24 protein-coding genes are annotated in these 25,135 nt (G+C 53.1%); 9 read left to right on the top strand and 15 right to left on the bottom strand.

Translation table 11 applies throughout. The annotated features are described in order from the left end of the window. Positions 1–46 precede the first annotated feature (46 nt). Both WN56_RS04600 and rpsU read right to left on the bottom strand, forming a co-directional pair. A complete protein-coding gene (locus tag WN56_RS04600) occupies positions 47–490 on the bottom strand; it encodes a GatB/YqeY domain-containing protein (protein ID WP_046073902.1) in 444 nt (147 codons plus the stop codon). Positions 491–514: 24 nt separating this feature from the next. Continuing rightward, a complete protein-coding gene (gene rpsU, locus WN56_RS04595; RefSeq protein ID WP_046073901.1) occupies positions 515–730 on the bottom strand; it encodes a 30S ribosomal protein S21 in 216 nt (71 codons plus the stop codon). 253 nt (positions 731–983) lie between these two features. Here rpsU and tsaD point away from each other — a divergent pair, with 253 nt between their 5' ends. Continuing rightward, positions 984–2,009, top strand: a complete 1,026-nt coding sequence (tsaD, locus tag WN56_RS04590) for a tRNA (adenosine(37)-N6)-threonylcarbamoyltransferase complex transferase subunit TsaD (protein ID WP_046073900.1) — start codon at positions 984–986, stop codon at positions 2,007–2,009. Between the two features lie 88 nt (positions 2,010–2,097). On the opposite strand, the gene plsY is transcribed toward tsaD, so the two are convergent. Further along, complete coding sequence (plsY, locus tag WN56_RS04585) at positions 2,098–2,697, bottom strand: glycerol-3-phosphate 1-O-acyltransferase PlsY (RefSeq protein ID WP_046073899.1); 600 nt, start codon at positions 2,695–2,697, stop codon at positions 2,098–2,100. A gap of 170 nt (positions 2,698–2,867) precedes the next feature. Between plsY and folB the strand changes: the two genes are divergently transcribed. Genes folB through WN56_RS04570 form a run of 3 tightly spaced genes read left to right on the top strand, consistent with a single transcriptional unit; the run spans position 2,868 to position 4,518 of the window. After that, positions 2,868–3,221 carry a dihydroneopterin aldolase gene (gene folB / locus WN56_RS04580; protein WP_046073898.1) on the top strand — a complete coding sequence of 118 codons (354 nt, stop codon included), beginning with the start codon at positions 2,868–2,870 and terminating at the stop codon, positions 3,219–3,221. Further along, complete coding sequence (gene folK / locus WN56_RS04575) at positions 3,218–3,715, top strand: 2-amino-4-hydroxy-6-hydroxymethyldihydropteridine diphosphokinase (protein WP_046073897.1); 498 nt, start codon at positions 3,218–3,220, stop codon at positions 3,713–3,715. The genes folB and folK overlap by 4 nt, the downstream gene beginning before the upstream one ends. Before the next feature lie 5 nt (positions 3,716–3,720). Then, the gene (locus tag WN56_RS04570) at positions 3,721–4,518 is read left to right on the top strand and encodes an undecaprenyl-diphosphate phosphatase (protein WP_046073896.1); all 798 of its coding nucleotides are present in this window, start codon (positions 3,721–3,723) and stop codon (positions 4,516–4,518) included. 65 nt (positions 4,519–4,583) lie between these two features. Here WN56_RS04570 and pmbA read toward each other — a convergent pair whose 3' ends face one another. Further along, a complete protein-coding gene (pmbA, locus tag WN56_RS04565; RefSeq protein WP_046073895.1) occupies positions 4,584–5,924 on the bottom strand; it encodes a metalloprotease PmbA in 1,341 nt (446 codons plus the stop codon). Positions 5,925–6,052: 128 nt separating this feature from the next. On the opposite strand from pmbA, the gene yjgA reads away from it, so the two are divergent. Continuing rightward, the gene (gene yjgA / locus WN56_RS04560; protein WP_046073894.1) at positions 6,053–6,580 is read left to right on the top strand and encodes a ribosome biogenesis factor YjgA; all 528 of its coding nucleotides are present in this window, start codon (positions 6,053–6,055) and stop codon (positions 6,578–6,580) included. A 35-nt stretch (positions 6,581–6,615) separates the two neighbouring features. Here the strand turns inward: yjgA and tldD are convergent, their stop codons facing one another. The 10 genes from tldD to csrD form a co-directional block, all read right to left on the bottom strand. After that, entirely contained in the window at positions 6,616–8,064 is a 1,449-nt protein-coding gene (gene tldD, locus WN56_RS04555; protein ID WP_046073893.1) for a metalloprotease TldD, read from the bottom strand. 66 nt (positions 8,065–8,130) lie between these two features. Continuing rightward, complete coding sequence (locus WN56_RS04550; RefSeq protein ID WP_046073892.1) at positions 8,131–8,949, bottom strand: carbon-nitrogen hydrolase family protein; 819 nt, start codon at positions 8,947–8,949, stop codon at positions 8,131–8,133. A gap of 2 nt (positions 8,950–8,951) precedes the next feature. Beyond that, positions 8,952–12,788: a YhdP family protein gene (locus WN56_RS04545; RefSeq protein ID WP_052708020.1), complete on the bottom strand. Its 3,837-nt coding sequence runs from the start codon at positions 12,786–12,788 to the stop codon at positions 8,952–8,954. A 24-nt stretch (positions 12,789–12,812) separates the two neighbouring features. Beyond that, entirely contained in the window at positions 12,813–14,282 is a 1,470-nt protein-coding gene (gene rng / locus WN56_RS04540; RefSeq protein WP_046073890.1) for a ribonuclease G, read from the bottom strand. A gap of 47 nt (positions 14,283–14,329) precedes the next feature. Beyond that, positions 14,330–14,896 carry a nucleoside triphosphate pyrophosphatase gene (locus tag WN56_RS04535; RefSeq protein ID WP_046073889.1) on the bottom strand — a complete coding sequence of 189 codons (567 nt, stop codon included), beginning with the start codon at positions 14,894–14,896 and terminating at the stop codon, positions 14,330–14,332. A 23-nt stretch (positions 14,897–14,919) separates the two neighbouring features. Continuing rightward, positions 14,920–15,408, bottom strand: coding sequence for a rod shape-determining protein MreD (mreD, locus tag WN56_RS04530; protein ID WP_046073888.1), 489 nt, complete (start codon positions 15,406–15,408; stop codon positions 14,920–14,922). Beyond that, on the bottom strand, positions 15,408–16,337 hold the full coding sequence (gene mreC, locus WN56_RS04525; RefSeq protein ID WP_077606033.1) for a rod shape-determining protein MreC: 930 nt from the start codon (positions 16,335–16,337) through the stop codon (positions 15,408–15,410). Before mreC ends, mreD begins: the two co-directional genes overlap by 1 nt. 33 nt (positions 16,338–16,370) lie before the next feature. Beyond that, positions 16,371–17,414 carry a rod shape-determining protein gene (locus tag WN56_RS04520; RefSeq protein ID WP_046073887.1) on the bottom strand — a complete coding sequence of 348 codons (1,044 nt, stop codon included), beginning with the start codon at positions 17,412–17,414 and terminating at the stop codon, positions 16,371–16,373. Between the two features lie 173 nt (positions 17,415–17,587). Next, positions 17,588–18,082, bottom strand: a complete 495-nt coding sequence (locus tag WN56_RS04515; RefSeq protein WP_046073886.1) for a hypothetical protein — start codon at positions 18,080–18,082, stop codon at positions 17,588–17,590. Further along, positions 18,079–20,058: an RNase E specificity factor CsrD gene (gene csrD, locus WN56_RS04510; RefSeq protein ID WP_046073885.1), complete on the bottom strand. Its 1,980-nt coding sequence runs from the start codon at positions 20,056–20,058 to the stop codon at positions 18,079–18,081. Before csrD ends, WN56_RS04515 begins: the two co-directional genes overlap by 4 nt. A gap of 120 nt (positions 20,059–20,178) precedes the next feature. On the opposite strand from csrD, the gene WN56_RS04505 reads away from it, so the two are divergent. After that, a complete protein-coding gene (locus WN56_RS04505) occupies positions 20,179–21,066 on the top strand; it encodes a LysR family transcriptional regulator (RefSeq protein WP_046073884.1) in 888 nt (295 codons plus the stop codon). Positions 21,067–21,211: 145 nt separating this feature from the next. Next, the gene (locus WN56_RS04500; protein WP_046073883.1) at positions 21,212–22,372 is read left to right on the top strand and encodes an alpha-hydroxy acid oxidase; all 1,161 of its coding nucleotides are present in this window, start codon (positions 21,212–21,214) and stop codon (positions 22,370–22,372) included. A gap of 105 nt (positions 22,373–22,477) precedes the next feature. Here WN56_RS04500 and WN56_RS04495 read toward each other — a convergent pair whose 3' ends face one another. After that, on the bottom strand, positions 22,478–23,023 hold the full coding sequence (locus WN56_RS04495; RefSeq protein ID WP_046073882.1) for a single-stranded DNA-binding protein: 546 nt from the start codon (positions 23,021–23,023) through the stop codon (positions 22,478–22,480). A gap of 283 nt (positions 23,024–23,306) precedes the next feature. Between WN56_RS04495 and WN56_RS04490 the strand changes: the two genes are divergently transcribed. Both WN56_RS04490 and WN56_RS04485 read left to right on the top strand, forming a co-directional pair. After that, complete coding sequence (locus tag WN56_RS04490; RefSeq protein ID WP_046073881.1) at positions 23,307–24,014, top strand: LuxR C-terminal-related transcriptional regulator; 708 nt, start codon at positions 23,307–23,309, stop codon at positions 24,012–24,014. Between the two features lie 62 nt (positions 24,015–24,076). Further along, positions 24,077–25,042, top strand: a complete 966-nt coding sequence (locus WN56_RS04485) for a hypothetical protein (protein ID WP_046073880.1) — start codon at positions 24,077–24,079, stop codon at positions 25,040–25,042. The last annotated feature ends 93 nt before the right edge of the window (positions 25,043–25,135 follow it).

Genomic DNA, 25,135 nt, shown 5'->3' with positions numbered 1-25,135 from the left:
CGCCGTCCAAATAGGAAAGCACGGCTTGTTATAGAGTGGGAAAAGGCTAGCCTAGGTGTGCTTTAACACGCTGGCTTACTTTTCCCATATCAGCACGGCCTTGAACTTGGGGTTTTAATACCCCCATCACTTTGCCCATGTCTTGCATTGACGATGCACCGGATTGTTCAACCGCTGCTTTCACCAATGCATCGACCTCGTCATCGCTTAGAGGTTGGGGTAGAAATTCTTCTATCACCGCAATCTCAGCGAGCTCTGTCTCGGCAAGATCATCACGACCGGCTGCTTGGTACTGGGCTACGGAATCACGGCGCTGCTTAACATTTTTGGTCAGCACAGCCAGGATCTCGTCGTCGCTCAGCGACTGACGGGTATCCACCTCTTGCTGCTTAATGGCTGCCATAACAAGGCGAAGCGTCCCTAGACGTGCCTTGTCTTTTTGTTTCATCGCCGTTTTCTGGGCGTCTTTTAGACGTTTAAGCAATTCCATAGCACCTTCCTGAATCTGTCTTTATTAGTACAGACGTACGCGGCGTTGGTTTTCGCGTGCCAACTTCTTCAGGTGACGCTTCTGAGCGGCAGCTTTAGCGCGTTTGCGAACGGTAGTTGGCTTTTCATAGTTCTCACGACGGCGAACTTCAGAAAGAATACCGGCTTTTTCACAAGAGCGCTTAAAGCGACGCAGTGCTACGTCAAATGGTTCGTTTTCACGTACTTTAACTACTGGCATGTGCCTTTCACCTCGGGGGTTGTCAGTTACTGCTGGCGAACAATTGGCCAGCCTTGATTAAAAATGGTGCGAAATTCTAATCCGAAGAAGGGGTGAATGTAAAGCGCATCTGGCGAATTACTTCTAAGCCATGTAAGATTGCGCGCACGGTCAGTCTGTTCTGACCCTCTCTTCTCCACTTCGATTGTCACATTATATCATGTGGGCAATGATCTTAAATACACAATCTATCGGCTGTTAACCTGAGGTTATGATGCGCATTTTAGGCATAGAGACATCTTGTGACGAAACCGGCATTGCGATCTACGACGATCACGCAGGTCTCTTGTCACACCAACTTTACAGTCAGGTAAAACTGCATGCCGATTATGGCGGCGTGGTACCCGAGCTGGCCTCGCGCGATCATGTTAAAAAAACCTTGCCACTGATTAAAGCGGCCATGGCAGAAGCCAACCTCACCCCCGCCCAGATTGACGGTATTGCCTATACCGCCGGTCCAGGATTGGTCGGTGCCTTACTGGTTGGCTCCACCATTGGCCGAAGCCTCGCCTATGCCTGGCAAGTCCCCGCGGTGGGCGTTCACCATATGGAAGGTCACCTTCTCGCCCCGATGCTAGAAGACAACCCTCCGCCGTTCCCGTTTATTGCCTTGTTGGTCTCTGGCGGACACACACAATTGGTCGAAGTGAAAGGGATTGGTCAGTATCGCATTCTTGGCGAGTCAATTGACGACGCCGCCGGTGAGGCGTTTGACAAAACCGCCAAGCTGATGGGCCTTGACTATCCGGGAGGGCCCTTGCTGTCGAAACTGGCAGAAAACGGCACCCACGGCCGCTTTACCTTTCCACGCCCGATGACCGACCGTCCCGGTTTAGACTTTAGCTTCTCAGGGTTAAAAACCTTTGCCGCCAATACCATTGCCGCCAATGAGACGGATGCGCAAACCCGTGCTGATATTGCCTATGCGTTTCAGGATGCCGTGGTCGATACCCTGGCTATCAAGTGTAAGCGTGCGCTAGACCAGTGCGGGCTAAATCGTTTAGTGGTCGCGGGCGGCGTGAGTGCCAACCGTCATTTGCGGGAAAAGCTCGAAGCGCTGACGCAAAAACGGGGTGGCGATGTGTTCTATCCTCGCCCTGAGTTTTGTACCGATAATGGCGCGATGATCGCCTATGCGGGCATGCAGCGGCTTAAAAACGGCGAGCATATGGGGCTGGGTGTGAAAGCGCAGCCACGTTGGCCACTCGACACGCTTGCCGCGGTCGACAACGACGCCTAACATTGGTCAAACTAGGTAGACAAAAGGCAGCCTTACGCTGCCTTTTTGCTACTAACGCGCCAGCGTATAACCTGCCTCTCACCTGTCGCTAACGTCGCCACCAACCAAGAAGCACGGGTTTTTCGTCACCATCCAACAAGCGCCGGATATTGTCGTAGTGACGAAACAAAATCAAACACGAAAGCATGGCGACGGGCATGGTAAATTGCGGCTTAATCCACCAGGTAAATAGGGGAGCGACGATCGCTGTTACAATCGCACTCAGTGAGGAGTAGCCCGTCAACACAAGCACCAGTCCCCAGGTCGCCACCAGCAAGCCGGTTAGACTCAAACCAATCGGCGCCATCGCGCCCAGTGCGGTCGCCACCCCTTTACCGCCACGGAAATGGAAAAAGACCGGATAAATATGTCCAAGACAGGCAGCAATCGCAATCAGGCCCAGCAGGAATGGGTTAATGCCAATCAGGTAGCTTAGCCAAACGGGGATCATCCCTTTTAGCATGTCACACAGCAGCACCCATGCCGCGGCAAAACGCCCACCAAGGCGATAAACGTTAGTCGCACCTGGGTTTTTCGACCCTTGATCTCTTGGGTCTGGCAGGCCAAACGCTCGACAAACCAACACGGCACTGGACACAGAGCCAAGTAAGTAGGCAGCGATGATGATGGCAATGGCCAGTGCAGTCATGTGAAATCCCTAGAGTTTGTGCCGCATTCGTTGCTATAGTGCGCCGACGTTCATCGATAAACCTATCATGGATCGGAACGCATTGCGTATCCATCTGTCAATGAACACATCCAATAATACGAACTTTCTTACCACAGTGGTATCCGACCTGTCACGGAGTGTGAAAAAACATGGATTCCGTATTCATAGAGCAACTCGACGTGTACACCACTATCGGTGTCTACGATTGGGAACAAACCATCCAGCAAAAGTTGGTGTTGGATATTGAAATGGCGCACGATAATCAACCCGCCGCCCAACAGGATGACGTGGCGCTGGCGCTTGATTATGCCAGTATCAGTGAGGCGGTCATCGCCCATGTACAAGCCAGCCGCTGTGCGTTGATCGAACGTGTCGCGGAAGAGGTCGCTCACTTAATCCAAACCCAGTTTGGCGTCCGCTGGATTAAAGTGCGGGTAGCCAAGCCAGGCGCAGTCGCGCAGGCCAACAACGTGGGTGTAGTCATAGAGCGAGGCACACGGTGACACAAGCATTACTTAGTATTGGCTCTAACATTGAGCGCGATCGTCATATCGAACAGGCCGTTCATGCCTTACGTCAACTCGACCCTCACTGTCGCTTTTCACGCATTTTTGAAGCCGAACCGGTGGGATTCGACGGCCCCAATTTTTATAACCTCATTGCCGAGCTTCACACCTCGCTTTCGTTGCAGGACTTTTGGCAAGCCGTTCGTGACGTTGAATCGCAACAAGGCCGCGAGCGCAACGATCCTAAATGCCGCGATCGCACCATAGACATCGACTTACTCACGTTTGGCGAGCATTGCCAGGCAAAAGGGCCCATGTTGCCTCGAGACGATATCTATAAGTTTGCCTTCACGCTCCGTCCGCTCGCTGAGCTTTGCCCTGACCAAGCTATTCCTGGCGATGGCCGTACCTTCGCCCAGCTTTGGCAGACCTTTGACCAAGACCAACCACTATGGCCGATTGAGACGCCAACGTATTTAAAGGATATTTAAGCACCATGAGCCTCTTTGAAGCCTTTTTTCTGGCCTTGATTCAAGGGTTAACCGAGTTTCTTCCTATTTCCAGCTCCGCACACCTTATTCTGCCTTCACAGCTTTTTGGCTGGGCCGATCAGGGGCTCGCCTTTGATGTTGCCGTACACGTCGGCACACTGGCCGCAGTGGTGGGGTATTTTCGCCGTGAAGTGTGGCGTCTGCTTAAGGCTTTTTTGGCCTCACTCAAAGGGGAGCACAGCTCGGATAGTCAATTGGCATGGATGATCGTGTTAGCCACGATCCCGGCGTGTGTGGCCGGTTTGTTCTTAAAAGACGTGATCGAGCTTTACCTGCGAGCAGCCTGGGTGATCGCGGCAACCACACTGATTTTTGGTGGTTTATTGTGGTGGGCGGATCGCAAAGCGACCCAAACATGCGATGAATATCAAACCACGCCCTACCGCGCGGTACTGATAGGCGTTGCGCAAGCCCTTGCCCTCATTCCTGGCACCTCGCGCTCGGGGGCAACCATTACCGCAGCCTTAATGCTCGGTTATACACGCGAAGCCGCGGCACGATTTTCGTTTTTGATGTCGATTCCTATCATCACACTCGCCGGCTCCTATCTAGGCCTACAGCTTGCGACCAGCCCAGAGCCGGTGGCGATGGACGCGATTGGGGTTGGGTTATTGGTATCGTTTGTCAGTGCTTATGCGTGTATTCACGCCTTTTTAAAGCTGGTGACACGGGTGGGCATGTTACCCTTCGTGATCTATCGCTTGGTATTGGGTGTGCTATTACTGGCGTTTATCGCCGGATAAAAAAACACCAAGCACGATATACGTGCTTGGTGATCTCACACTGAGGGGGATTAGCGACCTAAGCGTTATTCCCCCGCGACTTTCATTGCATCAATGATCACTGAGCCAGTTTGAATTTGGCTGCGCGTCTCGATATCAGTGCCAATCGCGACAATGTTAGCGAACATCTCGTTGAGATTACCGGCAATGGTGATCCCACTCACCGGGTATTGGATCTCACCGTTTTCCACCCAAAAGCCTGCCGCGCCCCGTGAGTAATCCCCAGTCACTGGGTTCACCCCTTGTCCCATCAACTCAGTCACCAATAATCCCGTGCCTAAGGTTTTTAGCATGGCATCGGCATCTTGGCCGGTGTGGCTAACGTACCAGTTGTGAATACCGCCTGCATGGCCGGTTGGTTCCATGCCCAGCTTACGCGCGGCATAACTGGTGGCGAGATACGTGTTTAGTACACCCTTTTCAATGATACGCCTGTCTTGCGTGATCACCCCTTCGCTATCAAAAGGCGCACTGGCGGAGCCTTTTCGTACATGAGGCAGCTCATTGATGGTGAGCCAATCTGGGAAGATCTGCTCGCCTTTCTTATCGAGCAAGAAAGAGGACTTGCGGTAAAGTGCGGAACCGCTGATGGCCATCACCAAATGGCCAAACAGCCCGGTCGCCACACTGCGATCGAACATCACTGGCACTTGGCATGTGGAGACACTGCGTGGATTTAAGCGCGCCACGGCGTGTTTGGCCGCTTCGACTCCAACAAAGGTCGGTGTCCATAAGTCCGCTTTGTCACGCGCGACGGTGTAGCTCATGTCACGCTCCATCCCTGCATCACTTTCCGCAATCACTGAGCAGCTTAACGCTTGGCGGCTCGAGGGATAGCTGCCCAGCATGCCATGGCTGTTGCCATACACTCGCACACCATAATGACTGTCATAGCTGGCACCATCACTGAATTTGATGCGGCTGTCGTGATTGAGCGCCGCTTGCTCGGCTTCAATCGCCAAGGCGGCGGCGGTATCAGGCTCGGGCTCATCGGGATAGAACAAATCGAGATCAGGATAGTCAAACGCCATTAACGCTTTAGGCGCAGGGCCGCCAAAGGGGTCAGGCGAAGTATAGCTTGCAATTTCAAGCGCCGCTTCAACGGTTTTCGCAATCGCTTTTTCTGACAAATCAGTCGTGGATGCGCTGCCTTTGCGCTGCTCACAATATACGGTGATCCCAAGGGCACCGTCTTGATTAAACTCCACGTTTTCGACTTCGCCCATCCGCGAGCTGACGCTGATGCCGGTACTTTTGGTAATCGCCACTTCCGCCTGGTCACTTTTGGCCGATGCCATGTCGAGCGCACGGCTGACAGCTTGACGAAGTTGCTGCTCTTGCTCGGCGACTTGTTGTTTCACACTCATAGTTGACCTTTTTGATTCGCATTCAAGTTCGACACACTCAGCGCCACGCGCCTATGATAAAAAAGCCCGCGTTTGGGCGCATTTCTTGTTAACATACGTGTCATTGCACATTCTCACTGAGGTTGAACATGGGCCGTAAAAATAAACCCGCTCCCTGGGAGGAAGAGGAAGAGATCATCTGGGTCAGCAAGTCCGAGATGAAACGCGATATGCTTGCCTTGCAAGAACTTGGCGAAGCACTGGTCAAACTCAAACCAGCCGTGTTAGAAAAATTCCCGCTCGACGATGACTTGCTCAGCGCGATTACCGACGCACAACGCTTGAAAAACGAAGCGCGCCGTCGCCAACTGCAATATGTTGGCAAGCTTATGCGCTCTCGCGACCCTGAACCGATTCAGGCTGCGCTTGATAAGTTGCAAAACAAGCATGCTCAGCAAACGGTCGAGCTTCACAAGCTTGAGCAGCTCCGTGACCGCATCATTGACCAAGGCGACAGTGCGATTAGCGATGTGCTTTTGCAGTATCCTGATGCCGATCGTCAACGATTACGTCAACTGGCTCGTCAGGCGAAAAAAGAGCAGCAACAAAACAAACCGCCCAAGGCGTATCGCGAAATTTTCCAGTATCTCAAAAGCTTTTACGACCAAAGCCTGTAAACTGCCACGCCAGTGCCCCGCACTGGCGTGCAGACTTAGGACTCAGTGCCTCCAACCGTCATCGCATCCAGTTTCAAGGTCGGCTGTCCAACCCCCACAGGGACGCTTTGTCCGGCTTTGCCACATACCCCCACACCTGGGTCAATGGCCAAATCATTCCCCACCATTGAGACTTGCTGCATCGCTTCGATACCGCTGCCAATTAAGGTCGCCCCTTTCACTGGGGTGGTAATTTCACCGTTTTCAATCAGGTAAGCCTCTGAGGTGGAGAACACAAACTTACCCGAGGTAATATCGACCTGACCGCCACCAAAGTTTGGCGCATATAAGCCACGCTCCACACTGGCAATCATCGACGCTGGCGAGCTCTCGCCACCCAGCATGTAGGTATTGGTCATCCGCGGCATAGGCAGGTGCGCATAAGACTCTCGTCGGCCATTGCCAGTGGGCGCAACGCCCATGAGGCTGGCATTGTGCTTATCTTGCATATAGCCTTTGAGCACACCGTTTTCGATTAACACATTGTACTGGCCCGGGACTCCTTCATCATCGATGCTCAGTGAGCCGCGGCGATCATTCATGGTGCCATCATCGACAATGGTGCACAGCGAAGAGGTCACCTGCTCGCCAAGGCTACCGGTAAATACCGATGACTCTTTACGGTTAAAGTCCCCTTCAAGGCCATGACCAACAGCTTCATGTAAAAGTACGCCCGGCCACCCCGCACCCAATACCACGGGCATGGTGCCTGCCGGTGCCGCGCCGGCGCGCAGGTTGACCAGGGCTAAACGAATCGCTTCATCGGCAAATTGCAGCGCGCGTGACTTACCTGCATGCTCTTGCAAGAATACGTCATAGCCATAACGGCCACCGCCTCCCGCACTGCCGCGTTCACGGCGTCCATCTTGTTCAACCAACACAGAGACAGATAAGCGAACCAACGGGCGAATATCGGCGCCATAAGTACCATCAGTAGCCGCCACCAGCACTTGCTCATACAGGCCATTCAAGCTGGCATTTACCTCTTTCACTCGAGGCTCTTTGGCACGGATATAGCTGTCTATTTCTTTGAGTAGGGCGATTTTTTGCTCGCGCGTTAAACTCGCAAGCGGATCCGTCGGGCCATAATAAGGTTTGGCTTGTACGGCTGAAAAAGCACGCACTTTGCCTTGTCCCCCTGCCGGGGCAATACCGCGTGCTGCGGTGGCACTTTGCATCAAGGCGTCCGGGGTGAGCTGATCCGAGTAGGCAAACCCGGTTTTTTCACCGCTGATCGCTCTGACACCGACCCCACGGTCGATATTAAATGAACCGTCTTTGATGATGCTGTCTTCCAAGGCGAGGGATTCATGCCAGGTGGATTGGAAGAAAATATCACCGTAGTCAATCTGGCGACCGCTCAGGTGCGCCAGTGTCGCATGCAGTTGCGACTCACTTACGCCCGCCGGGCGCAGCAAGGTTTCTTCGACCTGTTCCAGACTCATTCGTTTACTCTTGGTTGTGGCTGCCGAACTGGCAGCCGAGAAAAAAGATAACGCGCCGAGGGTGCGCTATTTCAGTTGGCTTTGCAACCGGGTATGAGACAGTACGGGCATCTTATGCCGAATGGATTCCCCCACACTTAAATCAAGTTCAGCCCAGGTAACGCCTGGCTCACTCCCCAGTGACGCCACAACCTGCCCCCAAGGGTCGATGATCATCGAGTGCCCCCAAGTTTGGCGCCCTTTGCTGTGCTCACCACACTGCCCTGCCGCAATCACCCAACATTGGGTTTCTATCGCTCGCGCCCGCAACAAGGTTTCCCAGTGTGCTTGACCGGTCACGCGGGTAAAGGCCGCCGGCACAGTGATAATGTCGGCACCTTGGGCACGCAGCGCTTGATACATGGGGGCAAAGCGCACATCGTAGCAGATACTTAACCCAAGGCAGCCAAAGGGGGTATCGAGTGTTGCGAGACGGTCACCCGCTTCAAAGTAGTCAGACTCACAATACCGCCCGTGGGCATCGGCCACTTCCACATCAAACAAGTGCAATTTGTCATAGCTGCCGCGTAAATGCCCAGCGTTATCAAACACCAAGCTGGTACTGCTTAACATGCCGTTGTCGTTTTGAATTGGAAAGGCGCCGACCACCAGCCAAAGGTCATAATGATGGGCCAATTCGGCAAGCTGTTGCTGCAGTGGACCATGACCCAATCGCTCGGCATGGCGCTGATAATCTTGTTTACTGCCAAACACTAGGGCATTTTCTGGGGTAAGCACCAGTTTGACGCCTTGTTCACTCAAGCGATGTAAACTGGCTTGCAATGCCTTCATGTTGTGGCTGGGATCGGCGCTGGATGTCATCTGGACAACACCTGCTTTCATCATGCTCACTCCTTGGCGTTTTCTGCTTGTTGGCGCAATCGTTCCGTCGCGTCGGCTGGCAATGCAAGTGCCTCTTTATCACGCGACACTTCCCTGATATCGGGCGTCCCTATCGGGCCGCTTACTTGATAACGGACTTGGGTGAAAACGTCCACCACGGGTGAAATCGCGGTGGTGACCGCTAACACATACAGCGCCGTCTGCGGCGTGACCGCAAACGCGCTCAGTACTGGGATCCCAGAGGTAATATCCGGCGTAAACCGCACATCGGCGTTGACGCGATTGGTCACCAAATTGGCAATCCCTTTAATAACCATATCACCGGCAATCCCATCCATGCGGATATTATCCGTCACAACCACGCCATTTGTGATCACAGCCCGTCCGGTAATGTCATCAAAGGCCAAACCATCTTCAAATACGCCCGAGAAATCGAGCTGGATTTTACGTAAGATAGAATCAAGGCTGAACAGCCCCAACAGTTTACCGGCGCCCCCCACTCCGCTCAAATAGCCGTCTTTTACATCCGAGCGAATGTCACCATTAAGGCTGGCAATATCGACCTGCCAAGGCAGGCCGGCGTAATCTAACGAGGCTTGAGTCGAAAAGCTGGCGTCTTGGATCCCACCACTGATGCCAAACCGTCCCATGAGATCTGAGGTACTCTCCCCGCCTAACGCGAGGGTCAATGCGGTTTGATTGTAGCCTTGCTCGTCAATTAGCCAATGGCCGCTGATGGACGCGTGGTTTTTCCCACTCTCCAGCGTCAGAGAAGACAGGTCGACCTGAGAGGCTTTCTTATCAAGTACCGCCTCAATGCGCCCGAGTCGATACCCTTGTAGCCACAGATCCTCAATCACCAAGTGTGTCGGCGGAATGGCGGCAAGCAAGGCTTTATCTTCCGGGGTCGCCCGTGTATCCACAGGTTCAAAAAGGGGGGGATCCGTCGGTTGCTCGTCGTCGGTCAACTGGCGATTGATATGCCAATGGTCAATCTCAACATTCAAGCGCCCTTGTGTCGGCCACATGGCTTGCCCGCTAAGCTCACGACTGCCCATTAACACATCCCAGCCATCGGCTTTGTGTCGCGCGGCTAAAGACACATCATGAAACGCTAAAGGGTCGGCACTGACAGCATCAACCTTGGCATTAATACGCTGAGGCATGGGTAAAGCAGGGTATTGTCCGCTTCCGCTCGGCCAAGATTGACGGGCTTGCTCCCAGACGTTTTTCCAAGCCGCGAGATCGAGTTGTTCAAGCTTTAGATCAAAACGATGACCACGCGTTGCCAATAGCCGGGTCCCTGGCTCTCCAATCTGCCATTGACTCGCGGTAAACTGCGGGCGCTGACCTTGGGTATCAATCCGTGCGTGATAGCTCACTTTGGGCAGGACCACGCGCCCCGTCAAGCCTTCACTGTTTCCCGTCGCCTCGATACGCGCCTGCCCTTTTTGCCAGCGTGGCTTGTTAAGCGGGGCTGGCAACGTCGACTGCAGCGGCGTGGTATCAACATCCACACCGAGCCGATAATCAAAACCGGTATCATTTAAGGTTAAATCGAGCCCCGCCTGCCAACGTGCACCGCCCGCCAAATAGGGGGCAAGTGGCAACGAAAGCGTGTCCAGCAATGGCACTACATCCCAATCAGCGTCGAGATCTAAATCAAGCTGATACCCGGCCTCCACCGTTTCTCCGCTAAAGCCAAGACTGATCGGCTGCCCTAACCACTGCGCCTGCATCGATCGGGTAGTCAGGGTATCGTCACTAAAAGCCAGCTCGCCGGACAGGTTATCCAGTTGCATATCGGGTGCCTGAATCGATACCTGGTTGCCGGTAAAGCGAACCCTCCCCTCTGCATGAGGTTGCTCACCATTGAGCGGGATATCGAGTCCTAGGTCAGCGTTGACAAGCCCATCGACTTGCACATGGGTCAAGGCCGCTCCCACCGTATCGACCAAAGGCGTCGCCAGCATGTATTGACGGACAGCCGATCCGGTTGCCGCCAATGACGCGTTAATATCGAGGTAACTGTCCGGCTGGGTCATATCGGCAATCTCAGCCTGCACTTGGCGACTGACGGCGTCGCCCAAACGAACATGATCACCTTCAATCGCTAAGCGCGCATTTTCAAACAGTAAACGGGCGTCGAGCTCCGTCAACGTCGGCCAAGCAGTGTTAAAGCTAAATGCCCCGCCGCGAAGTGGCACCATGGCTTGGAAAATACCGCTGTGATCTGAGTAAGGGAAAGCGTCGAGGGCTCCAAACCAAAGAATTTCACTGTCTTTGGCTCGTCCGGCTTGAATGGCGCGAGAAAGGTAATCGGTTAAGGAGTCTGGCAATGCTCGAGTGGGGAGATAGCGCCATGTCTGTCCAGCATCAGATACGTCAGCCTGCACGTATAACGCCAAAAAAGGCGCGCCTTTTGAGGGAATATCCAGACGAAATGCGCCTGAGCCTTGCACGTCTGCCCCGCGCACCTTGGCCTTATCACTCCATACACTCAGGCCACGATCCGTTTGCTGCCAATTCAGGGTTAAACTGCCGTGCTCAAGCGGGAGCGGTGCTTGAAAAAAGTCCCCGTACGGCAGAGGTTGTGCTCCCAGCGCTAGCTCAGCTTGGCCTTGTCGGCCTTGCCCAGAAATCGTCGCGCTCAAGCCTTTGAACGCCGGCAGGTAGCCCCAGCGCTTGGCTGAGACCGCTTCGAGCTTGGCTTGATAACGTAACGGGGCGTCGGGTGCTTTACTCAACGCTAAGGAGCGGATCTGACCTGATGGGGACAACGCGGCCGCCACACTGTGCTGTTGCGCCGATTGACTGGCAAGCCCAAGCAAAGGCCGTAAAGAGGCAATATCGACGTCGGCCGCATTGAGACGCCAGTTGTCCAACGCCCCCTGCCAAGAAAGCTGTGACATCGCCGCTTGCGTGGTCGTGCCGGTTTGTACCCATAGTCCATCCGTGTCGAGGCGCCATGTCTGTTCATCCAAGGCCTGCAACTGAACATGGCTATCTTTTATCGCCCATTGCTTCGCTTGACGCTCATCCTCTTGCCACGCTAACGCGAAATGATCAATCGACAACAGTCCATTGTCGACACGCCCCTGCTCCACCCTGACCCAGGCTTTTGCATCTAAACGCGCGGTGTTGATGGTGGCGGATGGCGTGAGCTGTTGGGTCAGCCAAGGGGCAATATCCATCGCCTCACTGGCCAAATAAAAATCTCCCGTTAACGTACTCAAGCCGTCGGTTTCGCGGAAGGCAGCATTAACACGCACCTTTTCCAGTTGCGTGCCTTGCATGCCTAGTCGCCCTTGTACTTGGTGCTCACCTTGGTTATTGCGCCAAAACAAGTCACTGATCACCAGGGTCTGCGTTTTTAGCGAAGGGGTGACCAGGATCACCTTGGCATTGGGGATCGAAAATTGCCCTAACCGCGCCAAGAATAAGTCTTCTAGCCGCTCGCGTACGCCCGCTTGGGTATTTTTATCTGGTAGCTGACCGGTATCAAACACCAAGCCGTCGAGTGTGACATGGGAGAATACCGGCTGACGCCGAATGAGGGTGGCAGAGACATCCAGTTGCAAACTGATTGCGCGAGCGGTTAACAGCGGGGGGCCGTTGTCGCTGGTGGCGAGCGCGACGTTTTCGAGTCGCAGTGACGGCGTCAGATTGCGCCACTGGCCCGCAATACCATCCAGTTGTGCGCTAAAGCCGGTTTGCGCCGATACCCACTGCCGGAGCGGCGCTTGCAAGATCTCCATATTGGGCAATAGAAAGCGCAAACCGCCGACTAGTAGGGCGGTTATCACTATCACACTGATCACGCTGACCGTAAGCCAGCGCATACCCCTTCTCACCCAGGTCATGGATTACATCATTACTACGTCAAACTGTTCTTGCGTGTATAACGGCTCGGATTTCACTTTCACTTGCTTACCGATAAACACTTCTAACTCCGCCACAAGGTGCGAGTCTTCCTCTGCCAATGCCTCAATCACCGCAGGGGCCGCGTACACCACAAATTTATCCGCTTCATAAATGCGGTTAACGCGAGTAATTTCACGTAGCACTTCATAGCAGACGGTTTCCACGGTTTTAACCGACCCTCGCCCATCACAGGTTGGACAGCCACCACACAGTACATGTTCAATACTTTCTCGCGTGCGTTTGCGTGTCATTTCCACCAGCCCTAGCTGAGTGAAACCATTGATGTTGGTTTTCACTCTGTCTTGGCTGAGCGCTTGCTCGAGAGAGTGCAACACGCGACGCCGATGCTCATCCGTGCTCATATCGATAAAATCGATAATGATGATCCCACCGAGGTTTCTCAGCCGTAATTGGCGAGCAATCGCGCGTGTGGCCTCAATATTGGTATTAAAGATAGTCTCATCCAGATTCCGCCGCCCAACAAACGCGCCTGTATTGATGTCAATGGTGGTCATCGCCTCGGTCTGATCGATAATCAGGTAGCCGCCAGACTTGAGCTGGACTTTGCGCTCCAACGAGCGTTGGATTTCATTTTCGGTATCATACATATCGAAAATCGGCACCTGACCGTCGTAATACACCAGCTTGTCGGCCAGCTCCGGCACAAACTCAGAGGTGAACTCTTGGAGTTTTTCATAGGCTTGCTTGGAGTCAACCCGAATTAAATCCAGCTCGGTACCCACAAAGTCACGCACGATGCGCTGTGCCAGTGCCAGCTCACCATATAGCATGGATTTGGCTGGATAACGCGTGCGGCGCTCTAACACCTTATTCCACAAACGCTTTAAAAAGGCAGCATCTTGCGCCATTTCATTGTCTGTTGCCCCTTCAGCGGCGGTACGGATAATAAAGCCACCGAGCTCGTCGCAATAATCACTGACAATGCTTTTGAGACGTTTACGCTCGTCTTCACTTTCAATGCGTTGTGATACCCCAACATGGGCCGCACCTGGCATGAAGACCAGATAACGCGAGGGCAAGGTAATATCGGTGGTAAGGCGGGCGCCCTTGGTGCCCAGCGGATCTTTGACCACTTGCACCACAATATCTTGCCCTTGGCGAACCAGCTCGGAGATATCGCGCACTTGGAATTGTTGCTTCTCATTTTCCGACACACACTCGGTATGGGGAACAATATCTGAGGCATGTAAAAACGCGGCCTTCTCTAGGCCAATATCGACAAAGGCTGCCTGCATGCCAGGCAACACACGACTGACTTTGCCTTTGTAGATATTGCCTACAATACCGCGTTTGGCTTCTCGCTCGATATGGATCTCTTGGAGGTTCCCCCCCTCAATCATCGCCACCCTGGTCTCGCTGGGGGTGACGTTTATTAGCAGTTCCGCACTCATGGTTTCCCCGAATCTCTCAAAAGTGGGGTCTAGCGACAGATGTGCGCTCAGACCGAAAATTGTTTGAGCAGCTGCTCGGTTTCATACAGTGGCAAACCAACCACGGCGTGATAGCTTCCATCAATCCGGGTGACAAATTTACCGCCCAGCCCTTGAATCGCATAGGCGCCAGCCTTATCGACTGGCTCGCCTGATTGCCAATAAGCCTCAATCTGTTCGTCACTTAGCGTACAAAACCACACCTTGGTGGTCACCACAGTGGTGATCTGCTTCATGGCATTGGCGACAGTGACCGCTGTCATCACTTGGTGTTCGCGCCCTGACAGTTGCTTAAGCATTCGGATCGCCTCCGCTTTATCATGAGGCTTTTCGAGGACCTGTTCACCGTCAACCACAATGGTATCAGCACCGAGCACTGGGGTATGGCCACCGGTTTGCACGACCCCTGCCCGTGCCTTGTCTTGCGATAAGCGAGACACGTAAGCATAAGGCGACTCACCGGCCTGTTGTTGCTCCTCCACATCGACCACGACACGGGAGAAATTCACGCCCATCTCGGTGAGCAGTTCATGACGCCGAGGCGACCCCGAGGCCAGATATAAATCAAAGCTCATGATACCTCTTTACGATTAGTGCGTTAGCGAATGGCAAAGCGACGGCGTAAACGGCGCAATAATAGGAAGATCCAAGGCCAGAGTATAAAGTTAAGCACACCCGCCCAAAGCTGCTCTGGATTAAACTGTACGTTAGACACCAAGTACTCCGCCCAGAACTCGATCAATTTTCCCGCCAAGGTCAGCAATGCCAATAAGAGTGCCTGCTGCCAATAAGACATGTTGCGTAACAATTGAAAGTTCAGCGCGACGATGTAAACCAAAATCGCCATCATCAAGCCACGCACCCCAAGGGTCGAGCCCAACATCAAATCCCATAAGAGGCCGAGTACTAACGCGGTACCGACATTAACCCGGTGGGGCAATGCCAGCACCCAATAAAACGTCACCAGCAATACCCAAGAAGGACGAAAGGGTGCAAGCTCCCCCGGCCAGGGCGCGGCTTGCAAAATCAGCGCTATGATAAAAGAGAGCCAAATTACAAACTGGCCGCGAAATGTCACATTTGCCATTACGGCGATTCTCCCTCACCATCTGGAGATGGCGCTGTATCAGGTGATGGTGCGGTGTCTGATGGCGGCTGCGCGACAGGTTGATCCGGGCGTGCATTCTCGCCCTTTTCAGGTGTTGGCCACACCAAAAGCAGATAACGCAGGCGATCAAACTTCACTGCTGTGGTGGCTCGCACTTGCGCAAATGGGCGCTTATTATCAAACGAAAACTCCGTCACCGTACCAACCGGGTAGCCTTCAGGAAAGACACCGCCCAGTCCCGAGGTAACTAACTTGTCACCCACCTTGATATCCGTGCTGCTAGGAATATTGTCTAAACCAATGTAGTGGGTCGACCCGCGCCCAGAGGCAATCACCCGTATATCATTACGCATGACCTGAACCGGGATCGCATGGGTGGGATCGGTCAGCAGCAGAACGCGGCTATTGTGGGCGCCCACATACGCAATTTGGCCAACCACCCCGTGCTCGTTGATTACCGGTTGCCCTTCATAAACCCCATTGGTCCGCCCTTTATCTAGCATGACTTGATGTTTATAAGGGTCCGAGTCAACGGCCATGACTTCAGCCACCATTTTCCGTTCGTCACGAATAAACGACGAGCCCAGTAGCTCGCGTAGGCGCTGATTTTCGCGCTCTGTCTGCGCTAAAAGAAGCTGGTCACTTTCCAGTTGTAACACCTGTTTTCGCAATGCGCGGTTCTCTGCCACTAAACGTTGATGAGAGCGAAACTGCATCACCAGTTCATCTAAGGTGTCGCGCGGGACGTTGGACGCATACTGTAGCGGTGCCACCAGCGTGTTTAGGAAATAACGCACTCCTGCGAACGCATCAAGACGACTATCAGCCAGCATAAGGCTGACTGATAGTAAAAGAGCGAAAAACAGGCGCAGTTGCAGAGAGGGTCCTCTGCCAAACATAGGTTTCATAATGAAAACGACCTGTTTGTAGGCGCAGTCACGTTAATCTTCGCTAAAAAGATCACCGCCGTGCATATCGATCATTTCTAGCGCTTTACCTCCGCCACGTGCGACACAAGTCAGCGGATCTTCAGCAACGACGACTGGAATGCCGGTTTCTTCGGTAAGCAAACGGTCAAGATCGCGCAGCAGCGCACCACCACCGGTGATCACCATGCCACGCTCAGAAATATCAGACGCCAGCTCTGGTGGGCATTGCTCGAGCGCCACCATCACCGCAGAGACAATCCCGGTTAGCGGCTCTTGCAGGGCCTCTAAGATCTCATTGGAATTAAGTGTGAAGCTACGCGGCACCCCTTCAGCAAGGTTACGACCACGTACCTCAATTTCACGCACTTCATCGCCTGGGTAAGCGGAGCCGATTTCATGCTTGATGCGCTCTGCGGTGGCTTCACCAATCAAGCTGCCATAATTTCGGCGAACATAGTTGATAATCGATTCATCGAAACGGTCACCACCAATACGTACCGACGATGAATACACCACGCCATTAAGCGAAATGACCGCCACTTCTGTGGTACCACCGCCGATATCGATCACCATCGAACCCGTTGCTTCTGATACCGGCAAGCCTGCGCCAATCGCCGCTGCCATGGGCTCATCAATTAAATAGACTTCACGTGCACCGGCACCTAATGCCGACTCACGGATGGCTCGGCGTTCAACTTGGGTTGAGCCACAAGGTACGGCCACCAAGACGCGCGGGCTTGGACGCATGTAGCTGTGATCGTGCACCGATTTAATAAAGTGCTGCAGCATTTTTTCGGTGACGTAGAAATCAGCAATCACACCGTCTTTCATTGGACGAATCGCGGCAATGTTCCCCGGTGTTCGACCCAGCATCTGCTTCGCATCATGACCCACAGCAGCCACACTCTTGGGAGAGCCTGCACGGTCTTGGCGAATAGCGACAACAGACGGCTCATCCAGAACAATGCCCTGTTCTTTTACGTAAATCAGTGTATTGGCGGTTCCCAAGTCAATGGATAGATCGTTGGAAAACATCCCGCGAAGTTTCTTAAACATGATGGTCGATTAATCCTGCAAGCTATGAAATCAGACAAATTGAGCTAAATGTATCAACGCGCAAGGTAAGCGGCAAGATACGGTGCTGTAAACCTGAATGAGATCTGTGTTTTTTTTCAATGCGCTGTCATTTTGATGGTTTTTCCATCAAAAACGCATTATTCCTTTTATCTTTATCGGGTCGGTGATTGGCATGACTGATGAATCACCAACTGCGTCGATGCCTTCGTTGACGCCGTTGCCTCGTAATACGTTAAGTAACAATCCGTCGCTGGCTGATCAGGGAGCCGCCAGATAAAGTCGACCCGATTTTTCTCTGGATAGCGTCGCAACTGCCAACGCGTTGCATCCTTCAGCGCCGTCACTAACTCAGGCAAGGCACTTGCCTCAGGGTAGCCATAAGACACACGAATGGACGTGCCGTTGACGGTCAGTGATTGTTCCGCCTGATCACTGACTTTTTTCTTCTCGGCCAACGCGTGTGTTTGCGTCATGGCGCTGTCGATGCCGCTTTTTAAGCCTTTTAGCGCGGATACATTAGCATCCGCCTCATAATCGTAGAACTTAGGGATCGCAATCACCACCAGCACCGACAAAATACTGACCAGTAATAAGGCTTCTAACCACCCGCGTCCTTGTTGGTGGGAGAGCTTGATGGCTTGACTCATCGCTTCCCCCATCGGCGGCGTTTTTTCTGTGCTGGGTGCGGAGACATTTCCGCCCCAAGCAGCCGCCCTTGTCCGCCTGCGACACCCAGTTCTTTCACCACTGACCATTCCTCATTGGTTTCCACGCCTACCGCCAGTACCTCGGTGGTGGTAGCCTCACAAGCACCTAACACGCTGCGTAAATACAGCTGGTTCTCTGGCCGTTGGTGGATATTGCGCACCAAACTACGATGAAGCTTAATATAAGCGGGTTGAATATCTTTAACATAGTGAGTGCTTACTATCGTTCTACCTGCTTGGTCAACAACTAGACGGCACCCTAACGCGGCAATCATTCGTAAGCAAGGCCGCGCCGCATCAAAGTGTGAAACCAAAGCGCCTTCAGACACTTCCACCAGTAAGCGATTCAATGTACTTCTTGGCGTTTGTAGCAACATATCGCGCAACCACACCACAAACTCACGTTGACAAAGTGAGTACGCACTTACATTGACGGCGTAGTTATCGATGTAGTCACGCGTTTTTAGCCACCACAGCGCGCGACCCACGGTCGCCTTGTCAAACGCCACGTCCATGCCAACCCATTCTACCCCTGGCCAAAAGCGCGAGGCCTTAAGCACCTTGCCTTTTTCGTCCTTAATTCGGCCTAAAAGTTCATAATGAAGGCGGGTTTTGCCATCTCGCGCAAACACCGGTTGGCGATAAAGCATTGGCCCTTCTCCCGCCATCACCGACTCGAGTAAGGTGCGCCAACGTACACTACCACGTTTATCCAGTTGGCTTAGTTGTTTGTCGAACTGTGACCAACCATTCTGGCCGGTTAGCGCCGCCGCTTTAAGTGCACGTTCGGCTTCATCCATTAGTCGCCCACGTCGCTCACTGGCGCCAAATGAGGTCATCCCAAGGTGGAACCAATTATCTTGATCCAACGCCTCGGGTGGCGCGAGTTTATCTAACGCATTGGTGATTTGCGCTAAAAAGGGATGCACTTCTTCTCCCGCTTGGTTGACCAGCAAAATGGCAAAGTCCGAGGCAAAATAACGTGCCAACACGGCATCCGGAAAACGCTGAATCGCATTCGACAGAACATTGCCAATCGCTTGAATCAATTGATCGGCGGCTTCTTGCCCGTGCTGCGCCACCAGATCTTCCCATTCCGCCACCCTCACTAGGATCACACTGCCTTGGCTGGCATCATCACTGGCTAGTGTGTGCAAGCGATTATCAAACATCACGCGATTCGCGGCGCCGGTGAGTTGGTCTAAGAAGGTGTTGGTGCGAATAAAGGTGTCAAAACGACTACGCTCTTGGCGCGCTTCTTTAAGCTCTTCGATCAGTTGCGTTAACGCCGCACTGGCAGGGATTGGCCACTCGCGGCTATCACCTTGCTGCGCATCATCGAGTCGCCCCGCTAAGATCAGTCGGCCACGCTGCTCGAGCACCTCACTGCCATACAGCTGACGCCGGAGCCAACGGATCCCCCATGTGAGCCCCAAGACAATCACCAAAATCGCCGCCGATAAGGAGGACAATGGACCAATGGAATAGGCAAACTCCGCATACGGCGGCACAAAGGTCAGTTTGACCGCAAACCCTGGGTTGCTATCGAGCGGTATATCACGAGAGATTACCTGTTGATTGGTCACCGCCTGGTATTGAATTTGCTCATATTGATACAAGATCCCGGCGTCCGAGTAGATAGTGAGGGACGTCACGTCACTGGCTTTAAGCATCTTGGGAAGCCAGCGAGAAAAGTATTGGTTATCACGCTGGTCACTGGCCATCTCTTGATCAATCACCTCAACCATGCCGTCAACATAATGCGAGATGAAATCAATCCCCAATTGGCGGAAGCTGATCGCACCGCCGATAAACAACACAAAAATGGCACACACCACAATAAGCGTGACAAATGCAACGAGTCGGTTGGTCAGCTTCATACCGCTGACTTTGATCGCACTGGCTGTTCTATCCATGATTCTCTGCTGACTTGGGTCGCCTTCGGGGGCTAGTAGCCGCTATTATCAGGCTTGGTTATCATAATGTGAATGCCTAGACCACGAATCGGTGGCTGTCTTTTTACGCAACGAGGACTCATGGACTGGATTACCTGTACACAAAGCTTTATCTGCGTGGTGGATCATGGCTCGTTGGCCCAAGCGGCCACCAAGCTACACACCTCAAGCTCTGCCCTGTCAAAACGCCTAAGCTGGCTAGAACGCCAACTGGGGGTTCAATTGCTCAAACGCACCACACGCAGTTTGTCGATGACAGATGCGGGTGATCTCTTCTACCACCGCGCCAAGACGTGGGTCGACGACTGGCAACAATTAGTCAGTGAGACCACCTCCACCTTTGGTGAGGTCAGTGGTGTATTGCGTATCGGTGCGCCATTGGTGACAGGGAACCGCTTTCTGGTCAACTTTATTGCTGAGTTTCTTGAGATTTATCCGAAAATCAAAGTCGAACTCACCACCCTCACCCCTGGCCAGCTGCCGGATCTGAATCTGGACGTGGTGATCAGTCGTGAACTCGAGTACTTTAACTCCGCCAGCTACATCGCCGCCAAGTTATTTGATTTTCAACCTGGCTTTTTTGCTGCCCCTGCCTACCTCGAGCGCCATCCGCCCATCACCACGCCAGCGCAACTTACCCAGCATAATATTTTGCTGTACGGTAATTCGCATCAGCCTCAAGAGCGGGTGTTTGAAGATGGCACCCGCTTACAATTGTCCGGTAATTTTGTCTCACCCAACCCTGAAGCCTTGGTCAGTGCCGCGGTGATTGGCATGGGGATCATTTTAGGGGGCGCCGGGACGGTGCAAAAAGAAATCGACCAAGGCTTATTGGTCCCGGTGCTACCAGCCCTTAAGCAACCACGATTATCGGCCTACGCCTACTACCCTAAGCTGGAATACAACCACACCAAAACCAAATTATTTATCGATTTTATTAAACAGAAAGTTAAAGATTTGTACGTTTAGTGTGCAGGTAAAGCAAGAGGTAACGCCAACTATCATCGGGGCTTAGCCGATTTTGGAAAAAGTATTTTATCTTTTATCTATATATCGATAACAATCACTGCGCTAGGGTGAGACAAGACACTCACCTCAACAACGTGCAATATTCATGGCCTATTATAATCCTAAGTACCCTGATACCCCCTCGCTTAAACGTGCAGCAAAACGGCGTATCCCAGCCTTCGCCTTTGATTATCTTTGCGGCGGTTGTCACGATGAAATTGGCGTGGCGCACAATGCCGGGGCGTTTGAACACGTAAAACTGCAGTCTGACTTGCTTGCGCCTACCCCAGAGATCGACTTATCCGTCGAGCTATTTGGCCAACGCTATGCCGCGCCTTTTGGCGTCGCCCCCGTCGGACTTCAAGGGTTAATGTGGCCCAAGGCGCCGGAAATTTTGGCAAAAGCGGCCTATCAAGCAAAGCTTCCTTATGTGCTCAGCACCGTATCCTCAGCGAGTCTTGAGACCATCGCCGAGATCTCTGAGGGAACGGCGTGGTATCAACTCTATAACCCAACGGATGCCAAGATCCGTAAAGATCTCATGGGTCGCATTAAAAGTGCAGGGTATAAAGTGCTGGTCGTCACTGTGGATGTGCCGACCTTCGGTTATCGCCCGCGCGATATAAAAAATGGCTTGGCGATGCCGCCGAAAATGAATCTGCGCAATATCGTGCAAATGATGCAGTGTCCGGCATGGAGCTGGCAGACGTTACTGGCTGGCGTGCCTGAGATGCAAACCCTCAAGCCTTACATGCCAAAAAACATGCCCACCAGCGAACTGGCGAACTTTATGAACAATACGGTGATGGGCGCCGTCGACTTCGACAGCCTCAAGGTGATCCGCGATAACTGGGACGGCCCCTTGGTATTAAAAGGCTTGGTCAACCCAGACGATGTCAAACAAGCGGTTGCGCTCGGTGCCGACGCAGTGGTCTTATCCAACCATGGGGGACGTCAGTTAGATGTTGGCGAGTCGCCACTGGATACCATTCAAACCATCAAGCGCTTATATGGTGACAAGATTAAACTGCTGATGGACAGTGGCGTACAAAGCGGCGGGAATGTAGCCCAAGCGATGGCCATGGGCGCCGACTTCACCCTGCTGGGCCGCACTTTTGTCTATGCCTGTGGCGCGTTGGGCCATCATGGGGGGGAACACGCGATAGATATGCTCACCCAACAAATGACCCAAGTAATGGGCCAGTTAAAATGCCCAACGCCGGCGCAATTGCCGCACTTTTTAAAAGCGGGCCCTGGTGTCGCCTAACCCAGCCCGTTCAGTAACCGACCACGTCAAAAAGCAAAAAGCCCCAACAGGGGCTTTTTCGTTTCAACCACGTTGGCGTTGACTCGCCACTTAACGCAGTCCGTTTTAGAACGGAATATCGTCGTCAAAATCAGGCAGATCGTTGTATTGCTGCTGAGGTTGCGACTGTGGCTGTGGTGCCGACTGCTGCGGTGGCTGTTGGTTAAAGTTTTGCTGTGGTTGTTGAGGCTGCTGAGGCTGTCCCCATCCACCTTGCTGCTGCGGTGACTGCTGCATGGGCTGACCTTGGCTCTGACCACCACGGCCACCCAGCATTTGCATGCTGCCACTAAACGGTTGTACCGCGACTTCCGTGGTATAACGGTCTTGCCCGTTTTGGTCTTGCCACTTGCGTGTCTGCAGTTGGCCTTCGATATACACCTGAGAGCCTTTGCGCAGATACTCACCCGCGACTTCGGCGGTTTTACCGAACAGCACAACACGGTGCCACTCTGTTTTCTCACGCATCTCACCGGTGTTTTTATCACGCCATGACTCTGAGGTCGCGAGGCTGAGGTTCGCCACCGCACCGCCGTTGGGGAGGTAACGGATTTCCGGATCGTTGCCCAAATTACCAATCAAGATGACTTTGTTTATGCCACGGCTGGCCATAGGTGACTCCCACTGTTCTTGGTTGCGCGCGAAACGATTTCGCAAACTGGATAAATAAGGAGGAAGTCTAGCACGAGCACCCCAGAGGTTCGAAGCTTTTCCACGCGATCTGTTTCCATATTCTGCAGTTAAAGCGTCAGCACAATGGGTTATCACTCGCAGCGTATACCTTAAAGATAAAAATGGTTTAGACTGATGGAAAGCTTGCCCAGCCTTGACGTCGGTGATCACCCCACTGACGTCACACGGATACGCATGTTGAGTCATCATCAGTAGGATGCTTATGAACCAGGCCGAAACCACCTCAGATAGTTACACACTGCTTCTTATTTCTCAGCCCAGCATGTCTGTGTCTGCACTGATGACATGCTTAGAAAAAGCAATTCATAGCGAGGTTGAGCTCGTGACGCCCGATGCGATCACTGACAAGCTCACCGCACGACCCGGTTTAGTGTTGGTAGACTTAAACGCCTTTGATGACATTGCCACCGAGCAGCTAAAACAATCGCTGATCCCCTTTGCCGACCAACATGTCTTTGCGCTGCTCAATGCACATGACTTAAGTGCCAAAGAACTCGCCAGCTGGCCATTTATCAAAGGGGTCTTTAAAAAAGAAGATGAGATCCGCCACCTATGTTATGGCATCGAAAAAATGTTCTCTGGCGAGTACTGGCTACCCCGTCACAAAATGGCCGCGTTAATTCACTATTATCAGCAGCACCACCAACAAGCGATCGATGAGCAGGCCATTGTCCTGACCAACCGCGAGCAACAAATCCTGCGCCACCTTGTCACGGGCGCCTCTAACCAAGACATTGCCCGTGCATTGGACGTCAGTGAGCATACCGTTAAGTCGCACCTTTATAACGTGTTTAAGAAAATCAATGTTAAAAACCGAGTACAAGCCGTGTTTTGGGCGAAAAACAACTTATCCCTAATTGGCTCCACGGGGCTTGAGGCCTATCCTGGCATCGACGACGATCACCGCTAGTTGGGTCAAGCTCACCCATCAAGGTAGGATGTCACGTTACTCAGTTAAAAAGGAATCACAGGATGGGATTTGATGTCTTTAACGGTGATGCCGATGGGCTTACCGCGCTGGTGCAATGGCGCTTAGCGCACCCACAAGCCACCACGTTAATTACTGGGGTTAAACGCGATATTGCTCTGTTAAAGCAAGTGCCCACAGGCACCGAGCAGGTCACAGTACTCGACGTTTCTATGGCGAAGAACCAAGACGCACTCGCGAGATTACTCGCGGCTGGCACGCGCGTGTTCTATGCCGATCACCATCAAAGTGGTCCCATCCCAGATTCGCCTTTGTTAGACGCACATATTCATACCAGTGCTAACACCTGTACCGCGCTTATTATCGATAAACTTCTCGGTGGGCAGTATCGAGAATGGGCGTTAGTTGGCGCGTATGGCGATAACCTGGATCGCACTGCAAATGCCCTCGCTCAACAGTCGGGTATTGACGAGCAAACGCGCGCGCGGCTGGCACAGCTCGGCCACTATCTCAACTACAACAGCTATGGCGCGAGCTTGGATGACCTCATTATGCCCCCCGCGGTGTTATATCGTCACCTGTGTGGCTTTTCGACCCCCGATGCTTTTATGCGCGCTTATCCGGACATCGTGATGGCGCTGGCTGACGCGTATCAAAGTGACCGGGCGCATGCGCAAACCCTAACCCCGGCGCTGGGCGATGAAAACGCACAGGTGTATCAGCTTCCCGATGCCGCTTGGGCACGCCGAATAAGTGGCATGTTTGGCAACCAATTAGCCAACCGCCATCCTGATAGAGCCCATGCCGTGCTCACGCCGATGCCAGGAGGAGAATGGATGGTCAGTATTCGTGCCCCGTTAAATCGTCCTACTGGGGCGGCGCAGTTGGCCGAGCAATTCACAACAGGCGGTGGCCGCGCCGCGGCGGCGGGAATTAATGCCCTCCCACCGGCGTCCTTATCAACCTTTACCGATGCATTTATGGCGTATTTTTCCGCCCATGCGGACTAAGCAACGCGGGGACGGTCACGCTATCTGGCCGCGTTGGCGCGCAGTACTTGCTTAGCCGCACTGAACCCAGCAAACTATTGACCCAGATAACAT

This window comes from Salinivibrio sp. KP-1, from assembly GCF_000968645.1.
Classification (GTDB): Bacteria; Pseudomonadota; Gammaproteobacteria; order Enterobacterales; family Vibrionaceae; genus Salinivibrio; species Salinivibrio siamensis.
The sequence above is the reverse complement of the archived record's forward strand: the minus strand, read 5'-3'. Positions and strand labels throughout refer to the sequence as shown.

Excerpts from the sequence above, each read along its gene's own strand:
- WN56_RS04600 (WP_046073902.1), bottom strand. The coding sequence starts at position 490 with ATGGAATTGCTTAAACGTCTAAAAGACGCCCAGAAAACGGCGATGAAA.
- rpsU (WP_046073901.1), bottom strand. The coding sequence starts at position 730 with ATGCCAGTAGTTAAAGTACGTGAAAACGAACCATTTGACGTAGCACTG.
- tsaD (WP_046073900.1), top strand. The coding sequence starts at position 984 with ATGCGCATTTTAGGCATAGAGACATCTTGTGACGAAACCGGCATTGCG.
- plsY (WP_046073899.1), bottom strand. The coding sequence starts at position 2,697 with ATGACTGCACTGGCCATTGCCATCATCATCGCTGCCTACTTACTTGGC.
- folB (WP_046073898.1), top strand. The coding sequence starts at position 2,868 with ATGGATTCCGTATTCATAGAGCAACTCGACGTGTACACCACTATCGGT.
- WN56_RS04570 (WP_046073896.1), top strand. The coding sequence starts at position 3,721 with ATGAGCCTCTTTGAAGCCTTTTTTCTGGCCTTGATTCAAGGGTTAACC.
- pmbA (WP_046073895.1), bottom strand. The coding sequence starts at position 5,924 with ATGAGTGTGAAACAACAAGTCGCCGAGCAAGAGCAGCAACTTCGTCAA.
- yjgA (WP_046073894.1), top strand. The coding sequence starts at position 6,053 with ATGGGCCGTAAAAATAAACCCGCTCCCTGGGAGGAAGAGGAAGAGATC.
- tldD (WP_046073893.1), bottom strand. The coding sequence starts at position 8,064 with ATGAGTCTGGAACAGGTCGAAGAAACCTTGCTGCGCCCGGCGGGCGTA.
- WN56_RS04550 (WP_046073892.1), bottom strand. The coding sequence starts at position 8,949 with ATGATGAAAGCAGGTGTTGTCCAGATGACATCCAGCGCCGATCCCAGC.
- WN56_RS04545 (WP_052708020.1), bottom strand. The coding sequence starts at position 12,788 with ATGCGCTGGCTTACGGTCAGCGTGATCAGTGTGATAGTGATAACCGCC.
- rng (WP_046073890.1), bottom strand. The coding sequence starts at position 14,282 with ATGAGTGCGGAACTGCTAATAAACGTCACCCCCAGCGAGACCAGGGTG.
- WN56_RS04535 (WP_046073889.1), bottom strand. The coding sequence starts at position 14,896 with ATGAGCTTTGATTTATATCTGGCCTCGGGGTCGCCTCGGCGTCATGAA.
- mreD (WP_046073888.1), bottom strand. The coding sequence starts at position 15,408 with ATGGCAAATGTGACATTTCGCGGCCAGTTTGTAATTTGGCTCTCTTTT.
- mreC (WP_077606033.1), bottom strand. The coding sequence starts at position 16,337 with ATGAAACCTATGTTTGGCAGAGGACCCTCTCTGCAACTGCGCCTGTTT.
- WN56_RS04520 (WP_046073887.1), bottom strand. The coding sequence starts at position 17,414 with ATGTTTAAGAAACTTCGCGGGATGTTTTCCAACGATCTATCCATTGAC.
- WN56_RS04515 (WP_046073886.1), bottom strand. The coding sequence starts at position 18,082 with ATGAGTCAAGCCATCAAGCTCTCCCACCAACAAGGACGCGGGTGGTTA.
- csrD (WP_046073885.1), bottom strand. The coding sequence starts at position 20,058 with ATGGATAGAACAGCCAGTGCGATCAAAGTCAGCGGTATGAAGCTGACC.
- WN56_RS04505 (WP_046073884.1), top strand. The coding sequence starts at position 20,179 with ATGGACTGGATTACCTGTACACAAAGCTTTATCTGCGTGGTGGATCAT.
- WN56_RS04500 (WP_046073883.1), top strand. The coding sequence starts at position 21,212 with ATGGCCTATTATAATCCTAAGTACCCTGATACCCCCTCGCTTAAACGT.
- WN56_RS04495 (WP_046073882.1), bottom strand. The coding sequence starts at position 23,023 with ATGGCCAGCCGTGGCATAAACAAAGTCATCTTGATTGGTAATTTGGGC.
- WN56_RS04490 (WP_046073881.1), top strand. The coding sequence starts at position 23,307 with ATGAACCAGGCCGAAACCACCTCAGATAGTTACACACTGCTTCTTATT.
- WN56_RS04485 (WP_046073880.1), top strand. The coding sequence starts at position 24,077 with ATGGGATTTGATGTCTTTAACGGTGATGCCGATGGGCTTACCGCGCTG.